Source organism: Humiphilus diazotrophicus, from assembly GCF_059726315.1.
Genome location: NZ_AP040870.1, coordinates 5002992 through 5026863 on the forward strand (window position 1 = coordinate 5002992; position 23872 = coordinate 5026863).

Below are 23872 nucleotides of genomic sequence, written 5' to 3' on the forward strand. Positions count from 1 at the left end.
GCGCGAGTGGCTCTGTTTTGGCCACCCGCGCTTTAGCGTAAAGAGCAAAAAGGAAGGAAAATGTACCATGTTGTGCCTCTCGGCTCGTTTTCGTAGGACTGCTGTGATGGCGGTAATGCTGTTCGCTCAAGGTTATTGCTTTGGGCAAAGTACCCCTTTGTCCGTAAAGGATCATGAGCGTCGCGCAAACGAGTATCTGGTAGCCAAACAACCGGAAAAAGCGATTCCAGAGCTACAGGCAGTTGTGTCTGCGGAACCGGGCAATCTGGATGCGCAGGCTAACCTCGGTGTCCTGCTGTACTTTCAGGGACGAACCAGGGAGGCGGAAGATCACCTTCGTGCGGCGGTGCGACTGGGGCCAAATGAGGCAAAGATTCAAGCACTGCTAGGTCTTGCGGAATACCGGCAGGGAGAAATTCCGGCGGCGCATAAGGATCTGATGGAGTCGGTTGATAGGCTGAGTGTAGGCACTTTTCAGAAAGAAGTCGGGATGGTGCTGGTGCAGATTGGGGTAAGCCAGCGAAATCTGGCGGAGGCCTCTGCCATGATCGAGAAGCTGCGCGTTAGTAATCCCACCGATCCGGAAGTGGAATATGCTGCTTACCGTATCTACAGCGATCTGGCCAACGAGGCGTTACTGAGCCTTTCGCTCACAAATCCGAAGTCCGGCCAAATGCAACAGGCGATTGCTCATGAGATGGTGCGTATACGAAACTTGACCGACGCAACAGCTCGGTTTCATCAGGCAATTGAGATCAATCCGAATCTTCCCGGTATCCACCTTGAACTGGCTGAGGCTCAGCGCAATTCAAATGATGAGAGCGAAAAGGCCCAGTCGGAGAAGGAATACCGAATCGCGTTGGAAAAGAATCCCGGCGAGGTCTTGGCAGCTACCCGTCTAGGCGATATTCTCGTTCAGCGTGGCGATTACAAAGGTGCAGCAAATTACTATAAGCAGGCTTTAGCTATTCAATCTACAAATCTTGATGCTCAACTTGGGATGGCTCGCATTCATGAAGAGCAGGGCGATCTTGAGCAGGCGCGACAGGCACTCAAGGGCGTCGTGCAAAGCGACCCCTGGAATCTCATGGCACATTATCGGTTGATCGGCATTAATCGTAAACTGCATAGGCCGGATGATGCGAAAAGCGAATTGGCAGAATATTTCAAGCTTAAGGAAATGAAAGACCAGCTAGAGAAGACCTATAAAGCGATGCGTATTCAGCCGCCACATATGGCGGGTGAGGATCTTCCGGAAAACCAGAGCACAGACAAAAAGCAGTAGGCGGGAACGCGTCCGGAGTCCTTCGGCGAGGAGTTATCGATTCCGGTCAGTTCGGAGCGCTCAAGTCTTTGGGGTTTGAACGCATAGCTTATCTATGGGATTTTGTGCTTTTGACGCGGGGCAATCGGCGGAAAGCAGGTACCTTCCCTAAAAGACTCATAAACAGCTCCTCTACTTGAGAACCCCTCGATTCTCTTTCCGACACAAAGTGATGGATAATCTATCTGTAATTTCGACGTTGATTGCTGACAGGGCGGGGGATGTCTCCTGCCAATATCACACTATGGGTCGGGTTCGTGAAATACAAGCATCTACTCTGGGTTATCGCGGCGCTGTTTATCGTTTGTCTGACGTATGCGAATTCCTTTCACAATGATTTTCATTTTGATGATTCGCATACGGTTGTCGAGAATCCTTACATCCGCAGTCTGAAGAATATTCCCAAATTCTTTTCCGATGCCACGACCTTCAGCGTGCTTCCTGCCAATCGTACCTACAGGCCAGTGGTATCGACATCGCTTGCTATTGACTATTGGCTGGGCGGAGGATTGAATCCGGTCTACTTCCATTTAGGAACCTTCCTCATCTTCCTCCTGCAGATCGTTGCGATGCAGAGCCTGTTTTACGAGCTTTTTGAACGCACGATTCCCCAGGAGCAAAATTTCTTCGTGGCCCTCTTCGCCGCAGCTTGGTATGGGGTCCATCCCGCCATGGCCGAAACCGTGAATTACATTATCCAGCGCGGAGATGTATATAGCTGCTGCGGTGTGGTTGTAGCCATGGCCCTTTATGTACGCTTTCCGCGGCTCCGCAAAACTGGAATTTATCTGCTTCCCTTTTTGATGGCACTTCTGAGTAAACCTCCCGCCATTGTTTTTCCGGCGCTGCTGTTTGTCTACGTTGTACTTTTTGAGGCTCAGGATGGAAAGCGGGTGCAGCGTGCGGCAGTTCAGATCATTCCTGCCGTGGTGCTTGGCATTGCAGTCATGGCTTTTTCTTCTGCCATGACGCCTAAGAGCTTTGCTCCATCAACACTGTCAAATTACGCATATTGCATCACTCAGCCATTTGTTCTACTGCGTTACTTCGGGTCATTTTTCCTGCCGATACACCTGAATGTCGATACCGACTTGCAGGCATTTGATTCACTTACGGCCAATGCGCTTTGGGGCTTTCTGTTCCTTGCAATTTTGCTTGTCATTATTGTTCTGCTGATCAGAAGAAAGCAGATACGTCCTATTGTTTTTGGGCTGCTGTGGTTCCTGATTTCCTCGATACCGACCTCGATCTACAAATTGTCTGAGGTGGAAAACGATCATCGGATGTTCATGCCGTTTGTCGGTCTGGTTATAGCTGTTACCTGGGCTGCTTATTTGGTTTTGAAGGAAGTTGCGGTTATGAAGCCATGGAGACAGATATGGCGAGCAGTGTCGGTCGCCGCAGTGCTTCTTCTATCCTGCTATGCGTGGGGTGCTCATCTGCGCAATCATGTATGGCGATCCGAAGAGAGTTTATGGCTGGACGATGTAGAGAAAAGCCCACATAACGGCCGGGGCTTGATGAATTACGGACTCACCCAGCTATCACTGGGAAAGTATGATGTTGCACAACGATACTTCGAAGAGGCACTGCGCTATACACCCGCCTATCCGACGCTCGAAATCAATCTGGGCATAACCTACGATGCGATGGGAGAAAGCGGTCTTGCCGATCAACATTTCAGACGGGCGATTCTGCTGGATCCGGCGAACGATCAGGCGCATTTTTACTATGGGCGCACGCTCTACCTGAATGGGCGGCTCACTGAAGCGCTGTCTCAGTTGCAGCTTGCTTATCGGATGAATCCTTCCCGTTTGGATACACGCAGCCTATTAATGCAGGCATATGCAGAAAATGGGGATATTGATTCCGCGCGGCAACTGGCACAAGAGACTTTAGCTGCATTTCCGGGAGATGCCGCAGCTACAAACTTTCTGCATAATACGTTGGGTCCGAAGGTGGATTACTGGATCGATGTCTCCCTTCGTCAATACCAGCAAAAGAACTATAGCGCGAGTCTCGATGCTGCTCGTAAGGCAAAGGCGATTCAGCCAAACTCAGCAATTGCAGCGAATAACATAGGGGCGGCGTATGCAGGCTTGGGTCAGTGGGATCTAGCCATACAGGCGGAACAGGAGGCGCTTCGTCTGCAACCGGACTTTGTCGTAGCTCGTAACAATCTTAATGCCTATACCGAGCGGCAGTTGCGTGAGAAATCTTCTCCCGTGGAAAAGACACCTGAGGACTTCTTAACCGATTCTCTCCATTTGAATCAGGCAGGTAGATACAAGGAAAGCATTGATGCAGCGCGATCTGCACTGCGGCTTCGGCCGAATTACGCTGAAGCATGGAACAACATTGCGGCTGGTTATGCCTCACTCGGTCAATGGGACGAAGCTATTGCTGCTGCGAAGGAGGCAATTCGCCTTAAGCCCGACTTCCAGCTTGCCAAGAACAATTTGATGTGGGCAATGTCAGAAAAACAAAAATCGAGTGGGAAGCGGTAAATAATGGCGACGACGAAAAATGGGTCTCCTCCCGGCCAGAGAAGGATGCAACGATTCTACGTTGCGATTTTTGTTTTGTTGATTCTTCTAGGAGCCGCTCTACGCATTACGGATTTAGACGGAGTGGTTAATCGATCCCCCGATGAGCGAATCTACGCGTGGGAGAGTGCCGAAGTTGTCGATCATGGAGAACAGGGGATGCTTTCTTTGGTGGATCGATTTCGAAAAGATCCCTCGCTCTTTACTTGGCCCTCTCCCGCACGCGTCGGCTATCTTCGGCTCCTGAGCTGGATGCAACAGATCACAGGACATAAAGATCCAATGGCTGGTGCCATTCTCTCCTGTATCTCAAGCATTGGAGCTCTTGTTGTTCTTGGCATGATTGGCTGGCGTTTCCTTCATCCTTCAATTGCATGTATCGCGATGTTGCTCTATGGCGTGAGTCCTCCGGTTTTGGCAATGGCTAGACGTGCTTGGCAGGAGTCACTAGTTGAGTTTTTAGCTTTGCTCCTTCTTTGGTGTGTGTTGGAGTTCATGCGGAAAGAGGGCTTCTTGTGGTGGGCCGTTCTGGCTGGAGTTCTTACCGGGATTAGCATTACGATCAAAGAAATTGCGTTTGTTCATGCCACGCTTGTTCTTGTTTTAGCCGGGATTGCATTGATACGGAAACATGATTTGTGGCGGTTCTGCCTTTTAGCTGGTGCTGCAGCAATACCAGTAATTCTGTCGTGTCTCTGGTTGGCTCAAACTCTTGGAAGTCTTTCTACGTTTCTCGAATTTACACGCCAAAATGTCGCCGTAGCTGGAGCTACCGAATACGCGCGCACATGGGAATCCGGTTCGATGCTTACTTGGTTCTCCGCTCTTTGGTGTTGTGATCCTGTAATTTTTACTTTGGGAATTGTTGGACTTGGTATAGCTATCAAGTCTGTATTTCTATCTCGCTTTTCAGAGGAGAGCTATGTGTCGATTGCCGCGTGTGCGATTGTCATAGCTTTTCTGGTAATCCCAATTACGGGTGCCAATCATCTGAATGTCCGGTTTATCTGCCCTGTATTTGGTCCGCTGTGTTTGCTTTCAGCCTTAGCCATTCGGGAAAATTCCGTTATGATCGGCCGGCATCTCGAGAGCGGCGAGCGTCAGTGGATTAGCCGAATAGCTCTGGCAATCCTGATTTTTGCAGCTTTCATTAACTATCGTTCCTTTGAGGAGCGCTTTGTTCATGCTGATCTTCAGGATCTATCATTGCGAATGGTGCAGGAGGAATCAGTCCATCCCTAGAGGAGATCGGGATGGACTGCACAATGTTCAGCGGAAAGATGCTCTAGAGCGGAATCAGGGTTACTGTGTCCGATCCGGCAATGGTTAAGAGCAGCTTTTCTTGGCGGAAAAACTGCGCGATCCTCCGTGGCTTGCGGATACATCTACCCTGATTCCGCTCTAGCGTACGTCTTTCAGTTGTTGCTTCATGTCGACAAATTGGCGGATGCGGCGCAAATACTCTTCAGCGCTCTTGGGACGTCCATTCCAATCTGGATCGGGAACTTGTCGTTGTATCTTCGCCCAGTCTCTTCCTGTAAAAAAGTTTTCATCGACGGTACATCCTTCGTATTGGCTAAATGGTTTTTCGTAGATGTACCCGTCGGCGATTGTTGCCAACGTGAAATGTGGATACCCAGTGGCATAGTAGCTATTGCTTTCTACAAGGGAATCGAACGGCGATCCCTTCGTATCGAAACCGACGCGTTTGTTTCCGAAGGCTTCCATGGTTTCGTCTATGATTCCTCCCAGAGGACGGACCATCTTTGTCTTGTCCATTGAGTCCCAGGGAATATGAAGCATGATGGTGAAGTTTCGACCAGGGTGGCGTTTTTCGAGGAGATTCCCAAAGCCAACAGGGCGCATCAGGACAAAGCCGGGGGATAGATAGTCGTATTCAGGCGTGAGGTATTTAGTGAAGGCGTGAACAGTTCCCGTTAATATCAGTATCTTCTGTTGCTTCTTATAAATTTCCTCTTCAATTACGTTTGCTCGAAAGCTTTCGGTATCCCCTTTTATAAAGACTTTCTGCATCGTATACGGAGTCCGTGGTCCGTTCATGTTTTCCCATCGGTACTGATAACTCAGATTCAGGATTCGAAAGCGGGGACGTCCCGCTGGCAAGGAATGATTGAACTCCCAGGCTTTTCTATAGACATCTCTGTATTCTCTGTAAGCCCAGCCCACGTTATAGCTCAGCATGAGTCGCCGGGCGATTGCGTCATCGTACACGGGAGCATTTACCAGACGGTCAAGCTCCTGCTGGTCCTCTTGGGCTCCGAATTCCATGCCAATGTTGTATATGCCAGCCTTGTAGAGCAAGGGAATCATCCTCTGAACAAGTTCGAGGTTGTGTTTAATGCCATGGTGTTCTGCCAGTAGGACCACTTCGTGATTCTGGAATTTGCTCAGGATGTAGTCTTCAGGTGTTTGCCCATTTTGTTTTAGGTATTGGATTATTTGAGCCTTTTGCTCAGGCGATACCGACGGCTTTTGTAGTTGCTGTGCCGCTAGATACTGAACACAAACTGCAAGCAGAACGAGAGAGAATACAAACTTGCGCATAGAGATTGCCTTTGAGATGTAATTCGTCGAGAGGGAAGTGCGGGAGTTGCTTTCCGATAGCTACTCCCGCGGTTAATGAGAGAAACTTTTCCTAAATCCTTCGTCAGCTTCTGGATCTACATCCAAACCTGAATGCTCTAGCGAGCGCGATAGATGGTCACACTTCCCGGAGCCAGATGGAAAGAAACCTCGCCGGAGACAATCTGTGCTGGTTCGTTTCCTCCAAAAGATGGTTCCAGAACTTTGCATCCTTCCAGTGCCGTTTCATTTGTCGGGATGGTCAACTTCCGGTCCTTCTCTGAGTTGTTGGCGATGATAACGAGCCTCTCTGAGGCGGACGAATCGCCAGTACATCCTAGCGATTTGGAGGTTGTACGAACGAAGAGATAGGACGAGTTGTCAACAAAGAGATTTTCCTGTCGTCCACCCTTGAGCGCTGGATGCGTACTCCGGTATTTGACTAAAGAAATTAGATAATCGTGGATCTCTTGTTCCTGTGGAGTTCTTTGTGACGAATCGAAGGCATTTCGCGGATCACCGGGAAATCCACCGGGGAAGTCCTTGCGATTATCGGGATCGTCTCCTCCGTACATGGCTATCTCATCGCCGGTATAGAGTTGGGGGATTCCTCTGATCGTGGCAAGCAGTCCAAACCCGAATTTGAGCTTTTGTGGATTGTCGGATGCAGTGGCTAGAATCCGCTTGTTGTCGTGATTGCCAATGAAGGTTACTAGACCCTCGGGGCGAGGATAAAGCCAATCCTGGCGGAGGACATCCCGAATAGACGTCATGGGAGAGCCGTCACTGAGTATGGAGCGGATCGCTCCTGCCAGAGGATAGTCCAGCAGATTGTCCAGGTGTGTGTCTACACCTTCATGAGTCAATCCTCCTGCAAAGTAAGAGGTGATGCGCGGGTCAAGGTTGAGTGTTTCCCCAAAGGTAATGAGGTGCGGATAGATAGCGTGCAGTCTAGTATGAAAGTCGCTCCAGAAGGTCCGCTTCACATAGGGAAAGGTATCCAGTCGGAGTGCGTCGATGCCTGCGGATTCAATCCACCAGATTGTGTTCTGGATGAGATATTCGGATACCAGAGGATTTGCGGTGTTCAGATCAGGAAGGGTGTTCCCAAACCAGCCTTGGGTGATATCTCTCCTATCGAGAGGAGAGGCATAGGGATCCGTAAGTGGTGCAAAGTCTCCCTGTGCTTGCGTGTGATTGGCGACTGTTCCATTGAACCAATCGGGTGTTGGAGAATCGGTGGCCCAGGGATGATTGGGGCCAGTGTGATTCGGAACTGCATCGAAGATCAGTTTCATGCCCCGCCGGTGGAGTACATTCGAGAGTCCTTTGTAATCGTCTAAGGTTCCAAAATGATGATCGACTGCGTAGAAATCTGTTGTTCCATAACCGTGGTAGGATTCGTCTCCTGGAGAATTGTCATACACGGGCGTTAACCATATGGCTGTAGTTCCAAGCTGCTGGATATAGTCCAGATGGTTTTCGACCCCCTTCAGGTTTCCGCCATGCCATCCTCTCGGTTTCACACGCTCCTGCTTCATCTCGTCCGTTAGGGCAGGCTGGGAACTTGCGAAGCGATCGGGCATTAGCTCATAGATCACGTCAGCCGGGTTCACCCCTTTCGGATCGGAGGTCGCCTTGGACCGCTGACTCAGCTGGAAGGCGCTCTTGGCTACTCCCTCCTTTGAACTTGCTACGATCTGGATCGTTTGTGCCTTGGCGTCCTTGGTCTGCAGCCAGACGAAGGCCCAGTGTCCGTTCCGGGAAACCTGCACCTTTTTGACGGCTACACTTTCGCCCTTGATCGTAAGCTTTGCATCATTCAGGTTTTCACCACGTATGAGCAGCATGGGATCGGGAAGAGACACCCACCAATTCGGCGGGTCTACTTTCAAAATCTTTGGTGGGGCGGCTGCTGCGGTTTGACCCATTGCGGATAGGCCAAAGAGCGAAGCAACGACTATGATCAATGCGCAGAAAAATGTGCGCGAAATTGCGGCAGATCGCGAAATGTACATGCAATCTCTCCTTCACTAAGCCTCAAAATTCACTGTTCGGCATTGTGTTTGGGAGGGGATTGCAGTCGCAATACACCGAAGAGCAATTCCGTATCATTTTTCTCTCATCTGACTTAAGCCTTTTATTATCATTTTGTTGCGGTGGTGTGGGTGAGTCGGAAATCTACCGATTCGAAGATTGTTGATACCTTGATGATGAATTGAAATGAACAAGATCGACGGTAGGGATACGCCTGAACGGAAGAAAGGTGGCCAACGGCTTTCCTTTGGCGACTTTGTGGCCGATTTGCAGAGTGAAGAACTATGGAGAGGCGATGTCCAAGTCAAAATCCAGAGGCAGCCATTCCAACTGCTGGCTGCGTTGCTTGAGCGTCCCGGGGAGGTTGTAACCAGGGAGGAGCTTCAGCAGCGACTGTGGGGAGACAACATAAATGTCGATTACGATCACAGCCTGAGCGCAGCAATCAACAAGATTCGTGAGGCCCTTCAGGATTCGGCAGAGAATCCACGCTATATCCAAACTCTGGCGCGTCGGGGATACCGGTTCCTTCTTCCGGTGAAAGCTCTAGATCCTCCAGAATTGATTCCCCTTGCCTCGGATCAAGAAGAGTTCATCTCGGAGGTGTCCATCCCGGAGGCCTCTTCTCCTGCCCGGAGAGATCTTTCCCGCCTTATCCCGAATGCAAGAGTGACTGTGATCGTCGGTCTGGCACTGGTGCTCCTCATTTCTGTCTTTATGTACTGGATATCGAGCCGTGCAGATCTGAAGATTCCGAAGGTCGTTCAGCTTACCTTCTCGGGGAGAGTCTCCCCGGGGGCGGTGGTCTTTGAGAGCTTTCCGTCCATATTGACCGATGGCGCGAGGATCTACTATACGGAAGCGCGGAATGGGCAATCGGCACTAAACGAGGTCTCTATCTACGGAGGCGAAGAGGTGAAGCTGCCGCTTCCTCCCGAGGTGGTGGCTCCGGCATTAAGCGATATCTCCAGAGATGGAACGAAGATTCTTCTCCGCAATCATCTTTCTCCGGATGCAGAACAGGTTCTCTGGATTGTCCCGACCACGGGGAACACCGTGAGGCGTTTTGCAAATATCCGGGCTCACGATGCGACCTGGATGCAGGATGGTCTCAGAATTCTCTATGCGGCGGACAATGATCTCTACATCGCTGGCGAAGACGGTAATGACGTCAAGAAATTTGCCAGTCTGCCTGGTAGAGCCTTTTGGCTGCGCTGGTCTCCGGATTGGAGATGGCTGCGGTTTACTCTCGAAAACCCACGTGATCATACTTCGTCGTTGTGGGAGATTGAGGCAAACGGGAGAAATCTGCATCCGCTATTGCCTAACTGGTCCTCGCCCGCATCGGAGTGTTGCGGCAGCTGGACTTCAGATGGCAAGCAATACATTTTCCAGTCTGCGCATGATGGGCTTACCGCGATATGGAGAGTGGAGTCGAAATCCTTTTTCTCGTTGCGCCGCAATTCTGTGCCTGTAAAAGTCACGAGTGGCCCGCTTACCTATATCGCGCCCACGACCGGAAAGCTAGGACATAGAGTCTTTCTGTTGGGCATGGATAACAGATCTTCTTTGTTGTCGTACCAAGCAGAACAAAAGAAATTCGTCCCATTTCGCGGCGATCTTCGTCTGACCGGGAAAATTGAATATTCAAGGGACGGGCAATGGATAGCGTGGATCAGGCCCGAGGATGGAAGCCTATGGCGCTGTCGAGCAGATGGAACGGAGCGCATGCTGCTTGTTGCACCGCCGCTCGAAGTCTTCATGATGCAATGGTCACCGGACAATTCTCAAATCGCCATTATGGCTCGACAGCCCGGTGCTCCATGGAAGATCTACTTGTTGCCCTCCTCCGGTGGAGATGTGCGGCCTATTGCTACTGAAGAAGCGAATGAGGGCGATCCGGATTGGTCACCAGATGGTAAATCTGTCGTCTTTGGCAGGGTTCCGGATCTGATGGCTCATGATTCTTCCCCGAAATTCGTTTATCTGCTCAATTTGCAAACGAAAGAGATTTCTCCTTTGCCAGGCTCCGCGGGATTCTTCAGTCCTCGTTGGTCTCCAGACGGAAGATTCATTGCGGCACTCTCCTCCGACCGAAAGCTGATGCTCTTTGATACTGTTTCGAAGACATGGAGACTGCTTGCAGATAAAATTGCGACAGATCCTGCCTGGTCACGTGACAGCCAGATGCTCTACTTCCATGCCTATATGGATTCCGGATCTCCTATTTATAAAGTAGCAGTCAAAACAGGCGTCCTTGAGCGTATCGCCGGAGCAGAGCAGCTTAAGGATTTTGATATTGCAGATTTTTTCTTTAACGGGCTTGCCCCTGGAGATACTCCCCTTGTGCGGGCGCGTACTTCGACAGCGAATATTTTCTCTCTCGATTTTGATTGATTTCACGGAGAATGAATTTTTAAGAGAGGAGGTTGGTGGAATGCTTTGGGTATCGCAATTGGGTATTCAGGTTTATGCCGAAACCTAAATGCTCTGAGGGATAACCCAAGCGGCGAGAGCCTATCGTGGCGGTAGCACGAAATCCCACCCCTTAGCCAAAGATGCAAATTCATGTAAGAGCTTTTCGTTCAAAGGTCCTGGTCGTTTGTCTTTTACTTTGCATTTCCTCGCCCTTTGCACTTTCGCAGATCGCGCGTTTCGTGGTGAATGCTCCTGCAGTCAACATGTTCTCGAAGCCCTCTCATGACGAAGAGGTCGTTTCGCAGGCGCTTTATGGGCGGACGGTGGACGAGCTTGAGGAGCGCGGGGAATGGTTGAAGATCCGCACGCCAGAGGATGCCTATGAGGGATGGGTGCAGAAAACGAATCTTGTACCACTCAACTCCGGTAAGAGCTACGCGTCCGGGGGATCTCTTGTGGAGATCAGATCTTTACGTGCAAATCTCTATCGTGAGCCCGATGTCACCAAGCACGAGCCCCTAATTGTTCTGCCTTTTGAAGCTCGTTTGGAAGTTCTGCAATATAAGGAAAATGATGCCCGGTGGGTGCAGGTCCGGTTGCCGGATGGACGAGCAGCCTGGGTTCAACGTGGCGATATTGCCGTTTTACCTGCCACCGTTTCTGCCACTGATCCGGTTGCAAAGTTGAGCATTGACGAAATGGTCGTCTTCAGCCGGCAGTTTCTGGGTCTGCCCTATACGTGGGGAGGCCGTTCAAGCTTGGGCTACGATTGCTCCGGCTTCGTCCAGATGTTAATGCACGAACGAGGATACTCTCTGCCTCGCGACGCAAATGTCCAGGCTCGTTGGGAAGGCTTTGCGCCGGTAGATGTCAATTCATTAAAAGCTGGCGATGTCCTGTACTTTGGGCATAATGGAAAGATTACCCATACCGGAATGTTTATCGGCAATGGCGAGTTTATCCATGCCACCACACATGAACATCCGGTTATTCAGATCAGCAAACTAGATGAATTTTGGCGCAAGGCCCTGATTACCCAGAGGAGAGTGAAAGAGTGAATCGTCGCGAGTTGCTAAAAATGGCTGGACTTGCCAGTCTTGCACCTGCAGTTCCTTCCAGCTTGTGGGCTGTTGAACCCTCTGCATCTGTAAAGGCCGAAATTATCCGGCTGAAGTTGCGGCATACGTGGACAACTACGATGTCGGCAAGCGACTATCGCGATACGCTGCATGTTCAATATCAGCGGGACGGTATTGTCGGTTACGGCGAAGGAGCTCCTATTGTCCGTTACCATGAGAGTGCAGAAAGCGCTAAAGCAGCTGTTGCCTCTGTTGAGAAGAAGCTTGTAGCTGGCGATCCTGCTGCTTTTGACAAGGTTTTGTCAGGGGTGCTGAAAGATATCTCCGGCGAGTGGGCCGCAAAGGCAGCCATCGATATCGCCATGATGGACTGGATTGGGAAGAAGCTAAACGTTCCTTTGTACCGCTATTTTGGCCTTGATCCTCACGATGCACCCATAACTACCTTTTCGATTGGCATCGATAATCCTGAAGTTACCCGGCAAAAGACACGTGAGGCCGAGGCTTTCCCCGTCTTGAAGATTAAGGTCGGACTCGATAGCGACGAGCAGACGATTGCCGCCGTTCGCAGCGTTACTCAAAAGCCTCTTCGTGTCGACGCAAATGAGGGCTGGACCGATCGTGAGGTGGCGATCCGCAAGATCGAGTGGTTGTCGAAGCAGGGCGTTGAGTTTATCGAACAGCCGATGGCAGCAGCTCGCCTTGACGATATCCGCTGGCTGAAAGAGCGTTCTCCTATCCCAGTTATTGCCGATGAAAGCTGCAAACGGCCCGAAGATATACCGCAGTTGGTTGGAGCCGTCGATGGTGTCAATATCAAGCTGGATAAAGCCGGTGGCGTTCTACAGGCCTATCGAATGATCCAGATTGCCAAGGCGCTTGGGTTGAAGACAATGCTCGGTTGCATGGTGTCCAGTTCTTGTAGCGTCACGGCTGCTGCACATTTGTCCCCTCTAGTCGATTACGCCGATTTGGATGGCAATCTTCTTATTGCGAATGATCCCTATAAGGGCGTTACGGTCAAGAATGGAAAGCTGATACTTCCCGATGGTCCCGGACTCGGTTTAACTGTATTGCAGAAGTCCTAGAGCAAAACCAGCGTAGGTGTATCCCGAAGCACAACTCCCTACGCAGGTTTTCCGTCGAGAAAACCTGCACATCGCCGAATTGGGATGGGACATAGTAACGCTGGTTTTGCTCTAGTCTGCAGATTCACGAATTGCAGGACGGAAATGTCGTCTACTGCGTAACGTCAATGTTTGCAGATGCTGGTTGTGAGGCACGGTTGGAAGCCGTGCCTTATTATCAACATCATTTTCAGCTGTAGTGTGGCTCTATCAAAGCGCCGCGAGCATTTCTCTAGATTCCGCCGTCTAGAAATTGCAGCTACCTGCAACTGCCCGATCCAGGGCAATCGTAAATAATGGTGTTGCATTCTGGGGATGAACAACTACATATTCTCCCACTGCTTTTGCAACTTCATTCTTGCAGCTTGCGCCCATGCGAAGCTTTTGGGTTGCGGCCAGTTCGGAGAGCAGTGTCGTTTGAATGCGGTCCAACTCCGGCCTGATGGTCTTTACGAGATCGATAGAACTATGATCGGGAGCTTTCCCGGCCCTGCGCCAATCTGCCAGTAGAGAATACTGGATGATCTTGTTAGCCTCGATCTGGGCTTTAAAGAAGTCTTCTGTCGATTGCCGACTTAATCCGGAGGCTTCTCCAGCCTTAGCTGCACTTTCAATTACCTGTGCTTCTCGTTTTGGATCTTCAACATTGGCGTTGCTGTCCCACTTGGCAAGAGCAACTTCCTTTGCGAGGGAGAGCCTTTGGGCTGATGTTTCGATAAGTGGTCTCAATTGATCTGCGGCAGATTGTGCCTTGAGCGCCGTGGTGCTGCCTAGGAGAAATATAAGTCCTATATTGCAAATCCTACGGATTAAACCAGCCATCTTTGCCTCCCTAGGAGAATTATAGGTGTCATTGGGGAGCGATCTGGAGCTGCCGTAGCGAACTGCAACTTGCGCCCTAGGCGAACGGCGTACAATTCGGCATGAAAGTTCAGGAGTAGTCCTGGAGAAGGAAGGATAGATAGATGCCCGACATTATTGAATTGGAGACACGTCCGCCACGGTCTCGGCATCCTTTTCTGATTGTTGTTATTGTTCTTCTGGGAATTTTCATCGGAAGCCGGACAGCAATCTCATATTATGTAGATGCCCTTTGGTTCAGTTCGTTGGGATATGGAGAGGTCTTTCGCCGGACACTCGGATTCCAATGGGGTGTTCTCGCAGTTTTCTTTATTGTCAGCTTTCTTCTCTTGTACGGATGGATTCGTGCCCTACGACATGCATATCGTGCAGATTTGCCTGCTGATCATACGATTCTGATTAATGGACAGCCCGTCAAGCTTCCGGTTGCCCGCTTCCTCAATCTGGCTGGTTTCCTGGTTTCATTCGTGATTGCGGTGCTAATTGGTATTGCGATGATGGCGCAGTGGCAGGTGTTTGCGCTTTATCTGAAGGCTCCGCAATCCTCTACCGGTATCCAGGACCCCATTCTAGGTAAGTCACTCAATTTCTATTTGTTTACTCTTCCGGCCTGGCAGTATCTGACAGGCTGGCTGTTGGTTTTGGCTGTGATTACCAGCATTATTGCGGCTCTTTTTCTGCTCATAACTGGAAGCACGAGAGCTTTTACCCGGGGCAGAAGCGGATCGGATCCCTCTCCCTGGCGCGGGTTTTCAATCTCCTTTTCCTTCCTCTTATTAGTCCTGGCTGCACGTGTCTATCTCAGCCGGTTCGAACGGATATTTGAAGACCATACGATCTTTACAGGAGCTTCCTACACCGATGCACACGTGATGCTCATAGGGCTGCTTATCGTCAGCATTGCATTGGTGTTGGGTTCACTAGTGGCTATTGTGAATGCGGTGTCCCGGCCCAAAATTCGCTGGCTTGTGGCCTCTGTTGTCCCTGCTGCAGTTTGTTATCTGGTGTTACAGCTTCTTGGCTGGTATGTCTCCAGCTTTATTGTTAAGCCGAATGAGTTGGTTCGAGAGCGGCCGTTTATCACACACAATATCGAATTGACGCGTCAGGCCTTTGCTCTTGACCGCGTTACGCGGCATGAGTTTCCCGCCGAGAATACGGTCGAGGCAATTGATGCGGCGAACAATCAAGCCACACTGGAAAACATCCGCCTCTGGGATTGGAGAGCACTACAGGATACATTGCGCCAGATCCAGGAGATTCGCACTTATTACGACTTTCCTGGAATCGATATCGACCGCTATCGGATCGACGGCGCCATGCGTCAGGTGATGATCGGTGTTCGGGAGCTTAGTATCGAGAAGCTTCCCGAGAGCAGCAGAAACTGGATTAATGAAAAGCTCATCTATACCCATGGTTATGGCATCACCATGAATCCGGTGAATGGCTTTTCTCCTGAAGGGTTGCCAACTCTCTATTTGAGCAATATGCCGGTGCAAAGCACCGTGAACAGTATTGTTGTGAAGCGGCCGGAGATCTATTTCGGAGAACTGACCAACAATGATGTTTATGTAAAGACACGTCAGAAGGAATTCGATTATCCGCAGGGACAGACGAATAGCCTGGTTTCCTACGAGGGCACAGGAGGGATTCAGCTCGGTGGTTTTTTCCGCCGTCTTCTGATCGCCTTCGACCGAGGAGATCTCACCAAGCTTCCCTTCAGCGATGACATCAATGAGCAAAGCCGCTTGTTGATGCGGCGTAACGTGAAGGAGCGAGTGGCAGAACTGGCTCCTTTTTTGACCTATGATTCGGATCCGTACATCGTGGTCGGTGAGGATGGGAGATTGTGGTGGATGATGGATGCCTTCACCTCCTCGGACAGCTATCCTTATTCGCGCCATTATCGTTTTGGAGACAATTCCGTTAACTACATTCGGAATAGCGTTAAGGTGATGGTCGATGCCTACAATGGAGACACGACATTCTATGTCTTCGACTCTCAAGATCCGATCATTGCGGCTTATCGCAACATATTTCCGAGCTTATTCAAAGATGCATCGGCAATGCCGAAGGCACAGCGCGAGCACGTACGCTATCCAGAACAGCTACTAAAGATTCAAGCGGCTGTTTACGGCCTCTACCATATGGATAATCCCGAAGTCTTCTATAACCGCGAGGATCTTTGGACGGTAGCTTCTGAGGTGGGGATGGGCGACTCCGGAGAGCAGAAGACACTGGCAATGGATCCGAATTTTGTCCAGATGAAGTTACCCGGTGATAGTTCAATGGAGTTCGTCTCTATCCTGCCGTTTACTCCCGCAAACCGTAATAATCTGATCGGGTGGATTGCGGGACGAAGTGATGGCGCCAATTACGGCACCCTAGTCGCATATGATTTTCCCAAGACGAAGCTGATTGATGGGCCTTTGCAGATCGAAGCAAGAATCGATCAAAATGCTCAACTCTCAGGACAGCTGACACTGTGGAACCAGCAGGGCTCCCATGTGCGGCGTGGGGCTTTGCTGGTGATTCCCTGCGGACGTTCTCTCTTATATGCAGAGCCCATTTATCTTCAGGCTGAGCGCAGTCCAATGCCTGAGCTGCGTCTGGTTGTTCTTGCCTTGCAGGACAAGTTGGCATATGGAACGACATATGCCGCCGCCCTGAGTTCCCTCTTTGGAGGAGAAACGTCTTCCTTGAACGCAGTAGCTTCTTCAGGGACAGTTCAGAAAGTAACTGAAGCAACTACACAAATGAATCCTGCGGAAGAACAGAAAAGATTGATTACCGGTGCTGCCCGGGATCTTACCGATTATCAAAGATTAACAGCGGAGGGAAAGCTGGCAGAGGCAGGGCAAAAGCTCGAACAATTGAAGCACAAGCTTGAGGAGCTAAACACACGTCAAAAATAGTCAGTTGACGTGTTTGAAAAAGAATGGGGCTGCTGATCGATCCAGCAGCCCCATTTGCATGTAGGCGAAGGCGGTTAATCTGCGAAGGTCAAATCGTGAGATTCTTCTTTCTTTGCCTCGATTTGGTCTTTGTCAAAGGAATGACCTGTAATCAGCCCGATAACAAACCATCCTAGAATGGCGGCTCCGATAGAGAAGAGAATATCTCCCGGAACCCTCATCCAGCGCAGAATATTCATGCTATTTGTCTGCATGAATTCAGCGGAGCGTGCGTACCAGGTGCCGTGTTCTACGGAGGCCCAAGCTTGCAGCAATCCTATCGGAAGCATGCTGAGGACCACCATGAAGATCAGTCCGATGTTAATCATCCAGAAAGAGATTTTCAGTGGACGTTGTTTCCAGGGCATCTCCGGTTTTAGGGCACGCAGGCAGAAGAGGGTAAGTCCCAACCCAAGCATGCCGTAGACTCCGAAGAGTGCCGTATGGCCATGCACTGGAGTGGTATTCAGTCCTTGCATATAGTAAAGCGCAACCGGAGGATTGATCAGGAAGCCGAAAACACCTGCACCCACCATATTCCAGAAAGCTACGGCAACGAAGAAGTAAATTGGCCACTTGTAGTTACGGATCCATTTTGATTCTTCGGTACCACGGCTCAGGCGGAGGTTCTCCCAGGCCTCAAAACCGACGAGGGTAAGAGGAACCACTTCCAATGCGCTGAAGACGGCTCCGAGAGCAATCACAACAGGAGAGGAACCGGCAAAGTACAGGTGATGGAAGGTTCCAATGATGCCGCCTGCCAGAAAGACCGATGTGGAGAAGAGAACCGCTTTCGTGACGGATCGGATTTCGATCAGCTTCATCCGCGTAAAGAGGAAGGCAATCACTACAGTTGCAAATACCTCGAAGAAGCCTTCGACCCAGAGGTGAACTACCCACCAGCGCCAGTATTCGGCAGTGACCATATGACTGCGTTGCCCATACATCAAACCTGCAGCATAGAACAATGGAATCGCAATACTGGAAAGCAGGAAGAGGATCAGCAACGGACGGCTCTCATCGCGTTTCAGCAGTGCGGGTTTCAGCGCTCGGACCATGAGGAAGAGCCAGAGCAGCAGGCCGACAAAGAGGAGAATCTGCCAGATGCGACCTAGATCGACATATTCGTAGCCCTGAGTACCGAACCAGAACCAAAGATTTCCAAGCTTCTGCTGAATGCTCAGCCATTCCCCGGCAAGCGAACCTCCTACGACCAGAATGAGTGCGCCGAAGAGCAGGTTGACTCCTAGTCTCTGCCCCTTGGGTTCGTAACCGCTTACAGCGGGAGCGACATAGAGACCTGTGGCCAGCCAGGAAGTTGCGATCCAGAAGATAGCAATTTGCAGATGCCAGGTACGGGTTACAGCGTAAGGGAGAATCTTGTCGAGAGGGATGCCGTAAAAGCCTGCACCCTCGACTCCGTAATGGGCCGTGATGCCTCCCAATACAATCTGCACGATCCAGAGCAGAACTACGACGAAGAAGTACTTCATCGTTGCACGCTGAGAAGGAGTGGGAGTAAGCCCTAAGAAAGGATCCTTCGTGGGATAAGTTCCATGCGAGGCAATCTTTTCCTGTGAGTTGTACCACCAGACCAGCGCTCCGATTCCAGCCAATAGCAGGACCACGCTGATCACGCTCCAGAGAATTGCTCCGGCACTAGGTTCGTTGCCAACCAGCGGCTCATGGGGCCAGTTGTTTGTATAGGTAATATTGCTGCCGGGACGATCGGTGCTTGCAGCCCAAGCGCTCCACCAGAAGAAGGCGGCCATTTTGTGCAGCTTGACTGGATCGGTTAAAGCGCCTTGCGGAATCGCATATTCTTTCCTGCCACTAGAAAACACATCGGCATAGTGTTGGGAAAGCTTTTCAAAAGCTGCTGCTCGCTCCGTGCTTATCGTGACGCGATTGGTGGCTGTATCGTAGGTGTTGGTGTGAGTCTCGCGGATGAGTCTGGATTGAAGTGCTGCCTGTTTGTCCTGGTCGAGAGCTGCAAAGCTGGCGGCTCCTGCTTCTCTTGCCCAGCTATTCAGGACAAGCTCGGATTCCCGGTGTATCCAATCGGCGCTCCAGTCTGGAGCAACATAGGCGCCGTGTCCCCAGACTGTTCCGACCTCCTGTCCTCCGATGGACTGCCAGACATTTTGGCCGTCCATAATAGAGCTGCCACTAAAGAGCAGCTTGCCATCCGAGGTTTGAACGTCGGGGAGTGGTGGTGCCTGGCTGATCATCTTCCTGCCTACGCCCCCAAGGACGAGGAAGGAGCCCAGGATCACAATCGCTAGCGCGATCCAATGGCGCTTATAGGACATATATTCTCCTTGAAGAGGACCGGTGTCCAATGACGAACGGAGAAAACCGATACAAATCAGGAACACTCCGGAAACTGTCAGGCACCTTGTTTCATCCTTCTAGGAGGTACGTTAGTGATCGCGTCGTGTTCATGCAGGGACTTAAGTCACAGATTTTGTGATTTGAAGCACTAATTGTGTTGAGCGAGATATTCCTCTGGAATCATGGTGCAGAGGAAATTGGCGGTAAAGGAAGGCTTATGACCATTCGATTGAAGAGAGCGTATGAAGAGGTTTCGCAGGAGGATGGCAAAAGGTATCTTGTGGAACGGCTATGGCCCAGGGGAATCAAAAAAGAAGATCTTCCTCTGGAAGGATGGCTCAAGGAAGTAGCGCCGAGTACGGAGCTGCGAACCTGGTTTTCTCACGATCCTGCGAAATGGACAGACTTCCGCAAGCGCTACTTCCGTGAGCTCGATCAAAATCCAGATGCATGGCAGCTGCTTCTCGTGGCGCAGAAGAAGGGAGCCGTTACGCTGATCTATACCTCAAAAGATGAAGAACACAACAACGCAGTCGCCCTAAAGGATTATCTGAAGGAAAAGAGCTCTCACAAATGAAAGCTTCTTAGGTGACAGGATTACTTCCGGCGCTGTTGAAACTCTTGCCCGATGGCCTTGATGGCTTCCGGGGAAAGTTGGCGTGCGGCAAGCGGAAAGACAACACTCTCTTCCAGCTTGATGTGTTCGGTGTAGATCGACTGAAGTTGGTCGAGATTATCGCGAAGAAGCTGTTGATCCTTCGGTCTCAACTCATGGTTGGCAATCCAGGAAGTGAAGAGCAGATCCACGGAGTCGTGCAGATGCTCTGCATGATCGTGGTCTTTCTTCAGTCTATCGACATGAGCTAACTCTTCTGCCGCGGCATTGTTACGAAGCCGAGGGAACACAGATTCCTCTTCATCGGCATTATGTCTTGGGCCGGAGGTACGGAAGTAGCCGAGAGCGGCTTCAACGGCTTGCACTTCATCGTGCGTGAGTGCACGTTCTGCGACCGATCTTCCAATCTGGCAGAGGATGTCTAAAAAGTGTTCGATTCTCCGGTGACAATCCTGAAGCATGCCCAAAGGGTTATCAAATCCACTATCTGGTTTCGCTCCAATTTGTACTGCCATGCTTCGTTTCCGCCTCGCTCTTCAATTGAGATGATATTGCTGTTTGAAAGATTCTATGGACGTACTACTTTCTGGCGGCCAATTCCTTTACTGGAATCAGGGGAGATCCGAACAGAAAAGTCAGTCCAATATTAATCGCGAAAAGAACTACCGCCGTCAATTCAAGAACTCCAGAGAAGGGAAGTATATTCCATGCTGTTTGCGAAAATCCTTCGTACGCCAGGGGTTGCATCGATACTCGCAGGCTGCATCCCAGCAGAAGCGCTATTAACGTTAGCAGCATTAGGTGCTTGCTGAAAAGTTTACGGACACCACTGAAGTGTGGCAGAATACGGGGCCCCACAGACATCACCATCGTTGCTGCGAATCCTACCGTGAGGGCGTGTCTTGACGCTCCCCAGATGCCTCCATGCACATCGCTGGTGCTAGCCCAAACACTCATCGTTGCAGCAATTACCAGCCATACGTATGCAAGACGAAAGAATATCGGGTATTCGATATTTGCGGGATTGCGTTGGGGCGAGCTGGCAAGTTTTTCGAAAATGTGAATGCTCTGTATGGCGATAATCGACCCAGATACAAAAAACATCGTGGCGAGCAGGGGGTAACCGCTCACTCCCGCAAGTACTCCGCAGATGTTCAGAATCAATGCGTTACGAAGAGCTTTCGGTGTTACCGGTTTGCTGTGGATGAAGCCCGGCATCCAGCGGGCAGAGAATCCCCAGACCATGGGCACCAGAAATCCCCAGCCTAAAAGCACCAGATATCGTTGGTCTACATGATGGGGGAATGCTGGTCCCGTTCCATACAGAGCCAGACTGCTACAGACGATCAGATTCATGACCAGTGCAACCAGAAGAAAGGCGTTTCCGGTAAGAACGCAAATCATCCATGGTTCAATGGCTTGCTTGACTTTTTGGGGCGCTGCCGGGTCTGCGGTTTTCTTATGCGTTGCTGCCATGCGCAGAAAGATCAGAATTGCGGCGATCTCAAAGAGCGCGGTGAGAGGTAGCAGCAATCTCCAGTGCCAGAGATAGACATTGGCCGTCCAGCGCAATGCAACGGCAGAAGTCCAAAGCGCAAGTGCAACCCAGGGTAGAGGTCCGCTGCTCAAACGATTCTTCGGAAAGGAATAGAAACCGATCCCGAGAATGAAGCTTCCCATCCAGCCAAATACTTGGGCATGTCCATGGCCTTCAATCCACGCGGCCGAGAGTGCAGAAAGTCCATGATGGCTGCTGATTGCAAGTAAATTTGAAAATCCAAGAAGTGTTCCCGGCAGAACCATGAAGAATAGGCCGGAAAGAATCCATGCACGCAGCAAAAGACTTTTAGAATGCTCAAGTTGAAGTGGTTGGGAGATTAGTGTTGGTGCCGGTTGTACTGTGGCGGCGGCCATGGGGTTAGCCCTCCTCGGTTCCTTTCTTCACGGTAGAGCCCCTGGTGAGCGTCCAGCTATAACTTATGTCACTCGCCGAATCCTTTTCTTTTTAGGGCTGTTGACGACCAAAGTCACTGCAAGGTTTTGTGTCGAAGCGTTCTTATCCTAGACATGAACCCTCTCGTGAACACTATCGACTTCAACGAACGCCCGTTCATCGCCATCTGGGAAGTGACACAGGCCTGCGATCTGGCTTGCGTTCACTGCCGCGCCTCTGCACAGCCGGATAGGAATCCCCTGGAGTTGAGTACGGAGGAGGGGAAAAGGCTGATTGATCAGATCGGGATGATGAAGGTGCCGGTTTTCGTGTTAACAGGAGGCGATCCAATCAAGCGCCCCGACCTCTTTGAGCTAATTCGCTATGCCAATCAGATTGGAGTACGTGTCTCCTTGACCCCGAGCGCCACCCCGCTGCTGACTCGTGACGTGGTTGCACGATTGAAAGAGGCCGGATTGGCACGAATGGCTGTCAGCCTGGATGGGGCTATGAGTGAGACTCACGATGCCTTTCGGGGAATGAGCGGATCCTATGCGCGCACTCTGAGTGCAATCAAGTGGGCTAATGAGGTTGGTATTCCCGTTCAGATCAATACGACCTTCAGCCGTAGAAATATCGGGGAACTTGAGGCAATTGTCGCTTTGGTAGAACGACTGAAGATTTCACTATGGAGTGTATTTTTCCTCGTGCCTACGGGGAGGGGAAAACTAGCGGATCTGCTTTCGGCAGAGGAGTTTGAGGAAGTCTTTGCTCGTCTCTATACGCTTTCCAAGACGGCCAGCTTCGATATCAAGACTACAGAGGCACAACACTACAGAAGGTTTGTGCTTCAACAGCGAGTGGCGGAGAGGAAAGCCGGTAAAACCGAGCTTGTTCAGCCCGGGACTTCTCTCGATTCCATCGGAAGAGCACCTCGCGGGCTGAACGATGGAAAAGGCTTCATGTTTATTTCCCACACAGGAGAGGTCTTTCCCAGTGGATTTCTACCGCAGTCGGCAGGAAATATACGGCAGCAAGAGCTGGCTTCGATTTATCGTGAATCGTCACTCTTTCGCTCTCTTCGCGATACCGCGAATCTTGAAGGAAAATGTGGCGCCTGCGAGTTCAAAGAAATCTGTGGCGGCTCCAGGTCCAGGGCCTATGCTCTTACCGGTAATCCTTTTGGCGAAGAACCTTGCTGTGCCTATACTCCAAAGGGCTATGTGCGGCCTGCGGAAAAACCAAAACAAATAACCACGCTTCACGTTCTGCAGGGCGCATAGAACTGAGAGAGAAGGACAGATATGAACTACATGTATATTGAGAATCTTGTCAAAGAATTTGAAATCCCCGAAAAGGGAATCTTGAGCCGTGTGCTGCAGAAAGATGAGCATGTAAATATCACGCTCTTCGGCTTTTCTGCTGGACATGAGATTGCCTCTCATTCGGCCTCAACTCCGGCAACAATTCATGTGCTTGAGGGAGAGGCCGAGATTCAGCTGGGAGAGGATACGGTGCGAGCTACGGCAGGTGCATTGATCTACATGCCGCCTCAGTTGCCACATGCTATTTCAGCGAAGACCCCACTTCGTATGCTGCTTACTCAAATGAAATAGGCGATTAAGGGATTCGGGGCGGGCCAGCAGAAGCTCGGCCTAGAGCCTTTTCCGCAAAGATGTGGACGAAGACGTGGAGGCATATGCATCTTTCCGCCAAAAAGCTGCTCCTCGCTGTCCTCAGCAAGTCTATTCCTATGTGGGAAATGCTCTAGCTTGATCGGATTCAGCGAGGTGTCGTAATTGGTATGAGCGAGCCACGAATCGCTGCTTGTTGCAAGTAGATTGCAATAATAACCGTAATATGGCGAGTCGGAGTTGATGACAGAACCCTTGCAGTTGTCTTTTTGGCGAAGCACTGCAAGGGTCCGGAGATCGACAACTCGAAAGCTGACGATTGCTGTCAGAGTACAGTCAATTGGCATCCATATTCAAGGAATTGGCTGGAAGAAATGGATAAGCTCGTAAATTCTTCAGGACAATAGCTCTATGATGGCTGTATTT

17 protein-coding genes are annotated in these 23872 nt (G+C 50.7%); 10 read left to right on the top strand and 7 right to left on the bottom strand.

From position 1 onward, the window contains the following. The first annotated feature begins 67 nt into the window (after positions 1-67). From AC6I7T_RS20835 to AC6I7T_RS20845, 3 genes are all read left to right on the top strand, one after another. Positions 68-1285, top strand: coding sequence for a tetratricopeptide repeat protein (locus AC6I7T_RS20835; RefSeq protein WP_497789509.1), 1218 nt, complete (start codon positions 68-70; stop codon positions 1283-1285). Between the two features lie 296 nt (positions 1286-1581). Beyond that, complete coding sequence (locus AC6I7T_RS20840) at positions 1582-3831, top strand: tetratricopeptide repeat protein (protein ID WP_497789511.1); 2250 nt, start codon at positions 1582-1584, stop codon at positions 3829-3831. A 3-nt stretch (positions 3832-3834) separates the two neighbouring features. Beyond that, entirely contained in the window at positions 3835-5112 is a 1278-nt protein-coding gene (locus AC6I7T_RS20845) for a hypothetical protein (RefSeq protein ID WP_497789513.1), read from the top strand. Positions 5113-5271: 159 nt separating this feature from the next. Here the strand turns inward: AC6I7T_RS20845 and AC6I7T_RS20850 are convergent, their stop codons facing one another. Further along, on the bottom strand, positions 5272-6435 hold the full coding sequence (locus AC6I7T_RS20850; protein WP_497789514.1) for a hypothetical protein: 1164 nt from the start codon (positions 6433-6435) through the stop codon (positions 5272-5274). A 137-nt stretch (positions 6436-6572) separates the two neighbouring features. After that, positions 6573-8471: an alpha-amylase family glycosyl hydrolase gene (locus AC6I7T_RS20855; RefSeq protein ID WP_497789516.1), complete on the bottom strand. Its 1899-nt coding sequence runs from the start codon at positions 8469-8471 to the stop codon at positions 6573-6575. A gap of 205 nt (positions 8472-8676) precedes the next feature. Here AC6I7T_RS20855 and AC6I7T_RS20860 point away from each other — a divergent pair, with 205 nt between their 5' ends. The 3 genes from AC6I7T_RS20860 (at position 8677) to AC6I7T_RS20870 (ending at position 13075) form a co-directional block, all read left to right on the top strand. Beyond that, positions 8677-10887 (top strand): winged helix-turn-helix domain-containing protein, encoded by a 2211-nt coding sequence (locus AC6I7T_RS20860; RefSeq protein WP_497789517.1) that lies wholly within the window; start codon positions 8677-8679, stop codon positions 10885-10887. A 161-nt stretch (positions 10888-11048) separates the two neighbouring features. Further along, entirely contained in the window at positions 11049-11966 is a 918-nt protein-coding gene (locus AC6I7T_RS20865) for a C40 family peptidase (protein ID WP_497789518.1), read from the top strand. Continuing rightward, a complete protein-coding gene (locus AC6I7T_RS20870) occupies positions 11963-13075 on the top strand; it encodes a dipeptide epimerase (RefSeq protein ID WP_497789520.1) in 1113 nt (370 codons plus the stop codon). Before AC6I7T_RS20865 ends, AC6I7T_RS20870 begins: the two co-directional genes overlap by 4 nt. Before the next feature lie 285 nt (positions 13076-13360). On the opposite strand, the gene AC6I7T_RS20875 is transcribed toward AC6I7T_RS20870, so the two are convergent. Beyond that, positions 13361-13936, bottom strand: a complete 576-nt coding sequence (locus AC6I7T_RS20875; RefSeq protein ID WP_497789521.1) for a chorismate mutase — start codon at positions 13934-13936, stop codon at positions 13361-13363. A 143-nt stretch (positions 13937-14079) separates the two neighbouring features. Between AC6I7T_RS20875 and AC6I7T_RS20880 the strand changes: the two genes are divergently transcribed. Next, the gene (locus AC6I7T_RS20880) at positions 14080-16890 is read left to right on the top strand and encodes a UPF0182 family membrane protein (protein ID WP_497789523.1); all 2811 of its coding nucleotides are present in this window, start codon (positions 14080-14082) and stop codon (positions 16888-16890) included. 74 nt (positions 16891-16964) lie between these two features. Here AC6I7T_RS20880 and AC6I7T_RS20885 read toward each other — a convergent pair whose 3' ends face one another. After that, positions 16965-19241, bottom strand: coding sequence for a nitric-oxide reductase large subunit (locus AC6I7T_RS20885; RefSeq protein ID WP_497789524.1), 2277 nt, complete (start codon positions 19239-19241; stop codon positions 16965-16967). A gap of 239 nt (positions 19242-19480) precedes the next feature. Here AC6I7T_RS20885 and AC6I7T_RS20890 point away from each other — a divergent pair, with 239 nt between their 5' ends. Continuing rightward, positions 19481-19840 carry a DUF488 domain-containing protein gene (locus AC6I7T_RS20890; protein ID WP_497789526.1) on the top strand — a complete coding sequence of 120 codons (360 nt, stop codon included), beginning with the start codon at positions 19481-19483 and terminating at the stop codon, positions 19838-19840. 20 nt (positions 19841-19860) lie between these two features. Here AC6I7T_RS20890 and AC6I7T_RS20895 read toward each other — a convergent pair whose 3' ends face one another. Next, positions 19861-20394, bottom strand: coding sequence for a hemerythrin domain-containing protein (locus AC6I7T_RS20895; protein WP_497789527.1), 534 nt, complete (start codon positions 20392-20394; stop codon positions 19861-19863). A 64-nt stretch (positions 20395-20458) separates the two neighbouring features. Next, positions 20459-21793, bottom strand: coding sequence for a hypothetical protein (locus AC6I7T_RS20900; RefSeq protein ID WP_497789529.1), 1335 nt, complete (start codon positions 21791-21793; stop codon positions 20459-20461). Between the two features lie 153 nt (positions 21794-21946). Between AC6I7T_RS20900 and AC6I7T_RS20905 the strand changes: the two genes are divergently transcribed. Both AC6I7T_RS20905 and AC6I7T_RS20910 read left to right on the top strand, forming a co-directional pair. After that, positions 21947-23095, top strand: a complete 1149-nt coding sequence (locus tag AC6I7T_RS20905) for a TIGR04053 family radical SAM/SPASM domain-containing protein (RefSeq protein WP_497789531.1) — start codon at positions 21947-21949, stop codon at positions 23093-23095. A gap of 21 nt (positions 23096-23116) precedes the next feature. Beyond that, entirely contained in the window at positions 23117-23428 is a 312-nt protein-coding gene (locus AC6I7T_RS20910; protein WP_497789532.1) for a cupin domain-containing protein, read from the top strand. Here the strand turns inward: AC6I7T_RS20910 and AC6I7T_RS20915 are convergent. After that, complete coding sequence (locus AC6I7T_RS20915; protein WP_497789534.1) at positions 23416-23793, bottom strand: hypothetical protein; 378 nt, start codon at positions 23791-23793, stop codon at positions 23416-23418. The two genes, AC6I7T_RS20910 and AC6I7T_RS20915, sit on opposite strands and share 13 nt — an antisense overlap. Positions 23794-23872 lie beyond the last annotated feature (79 nt).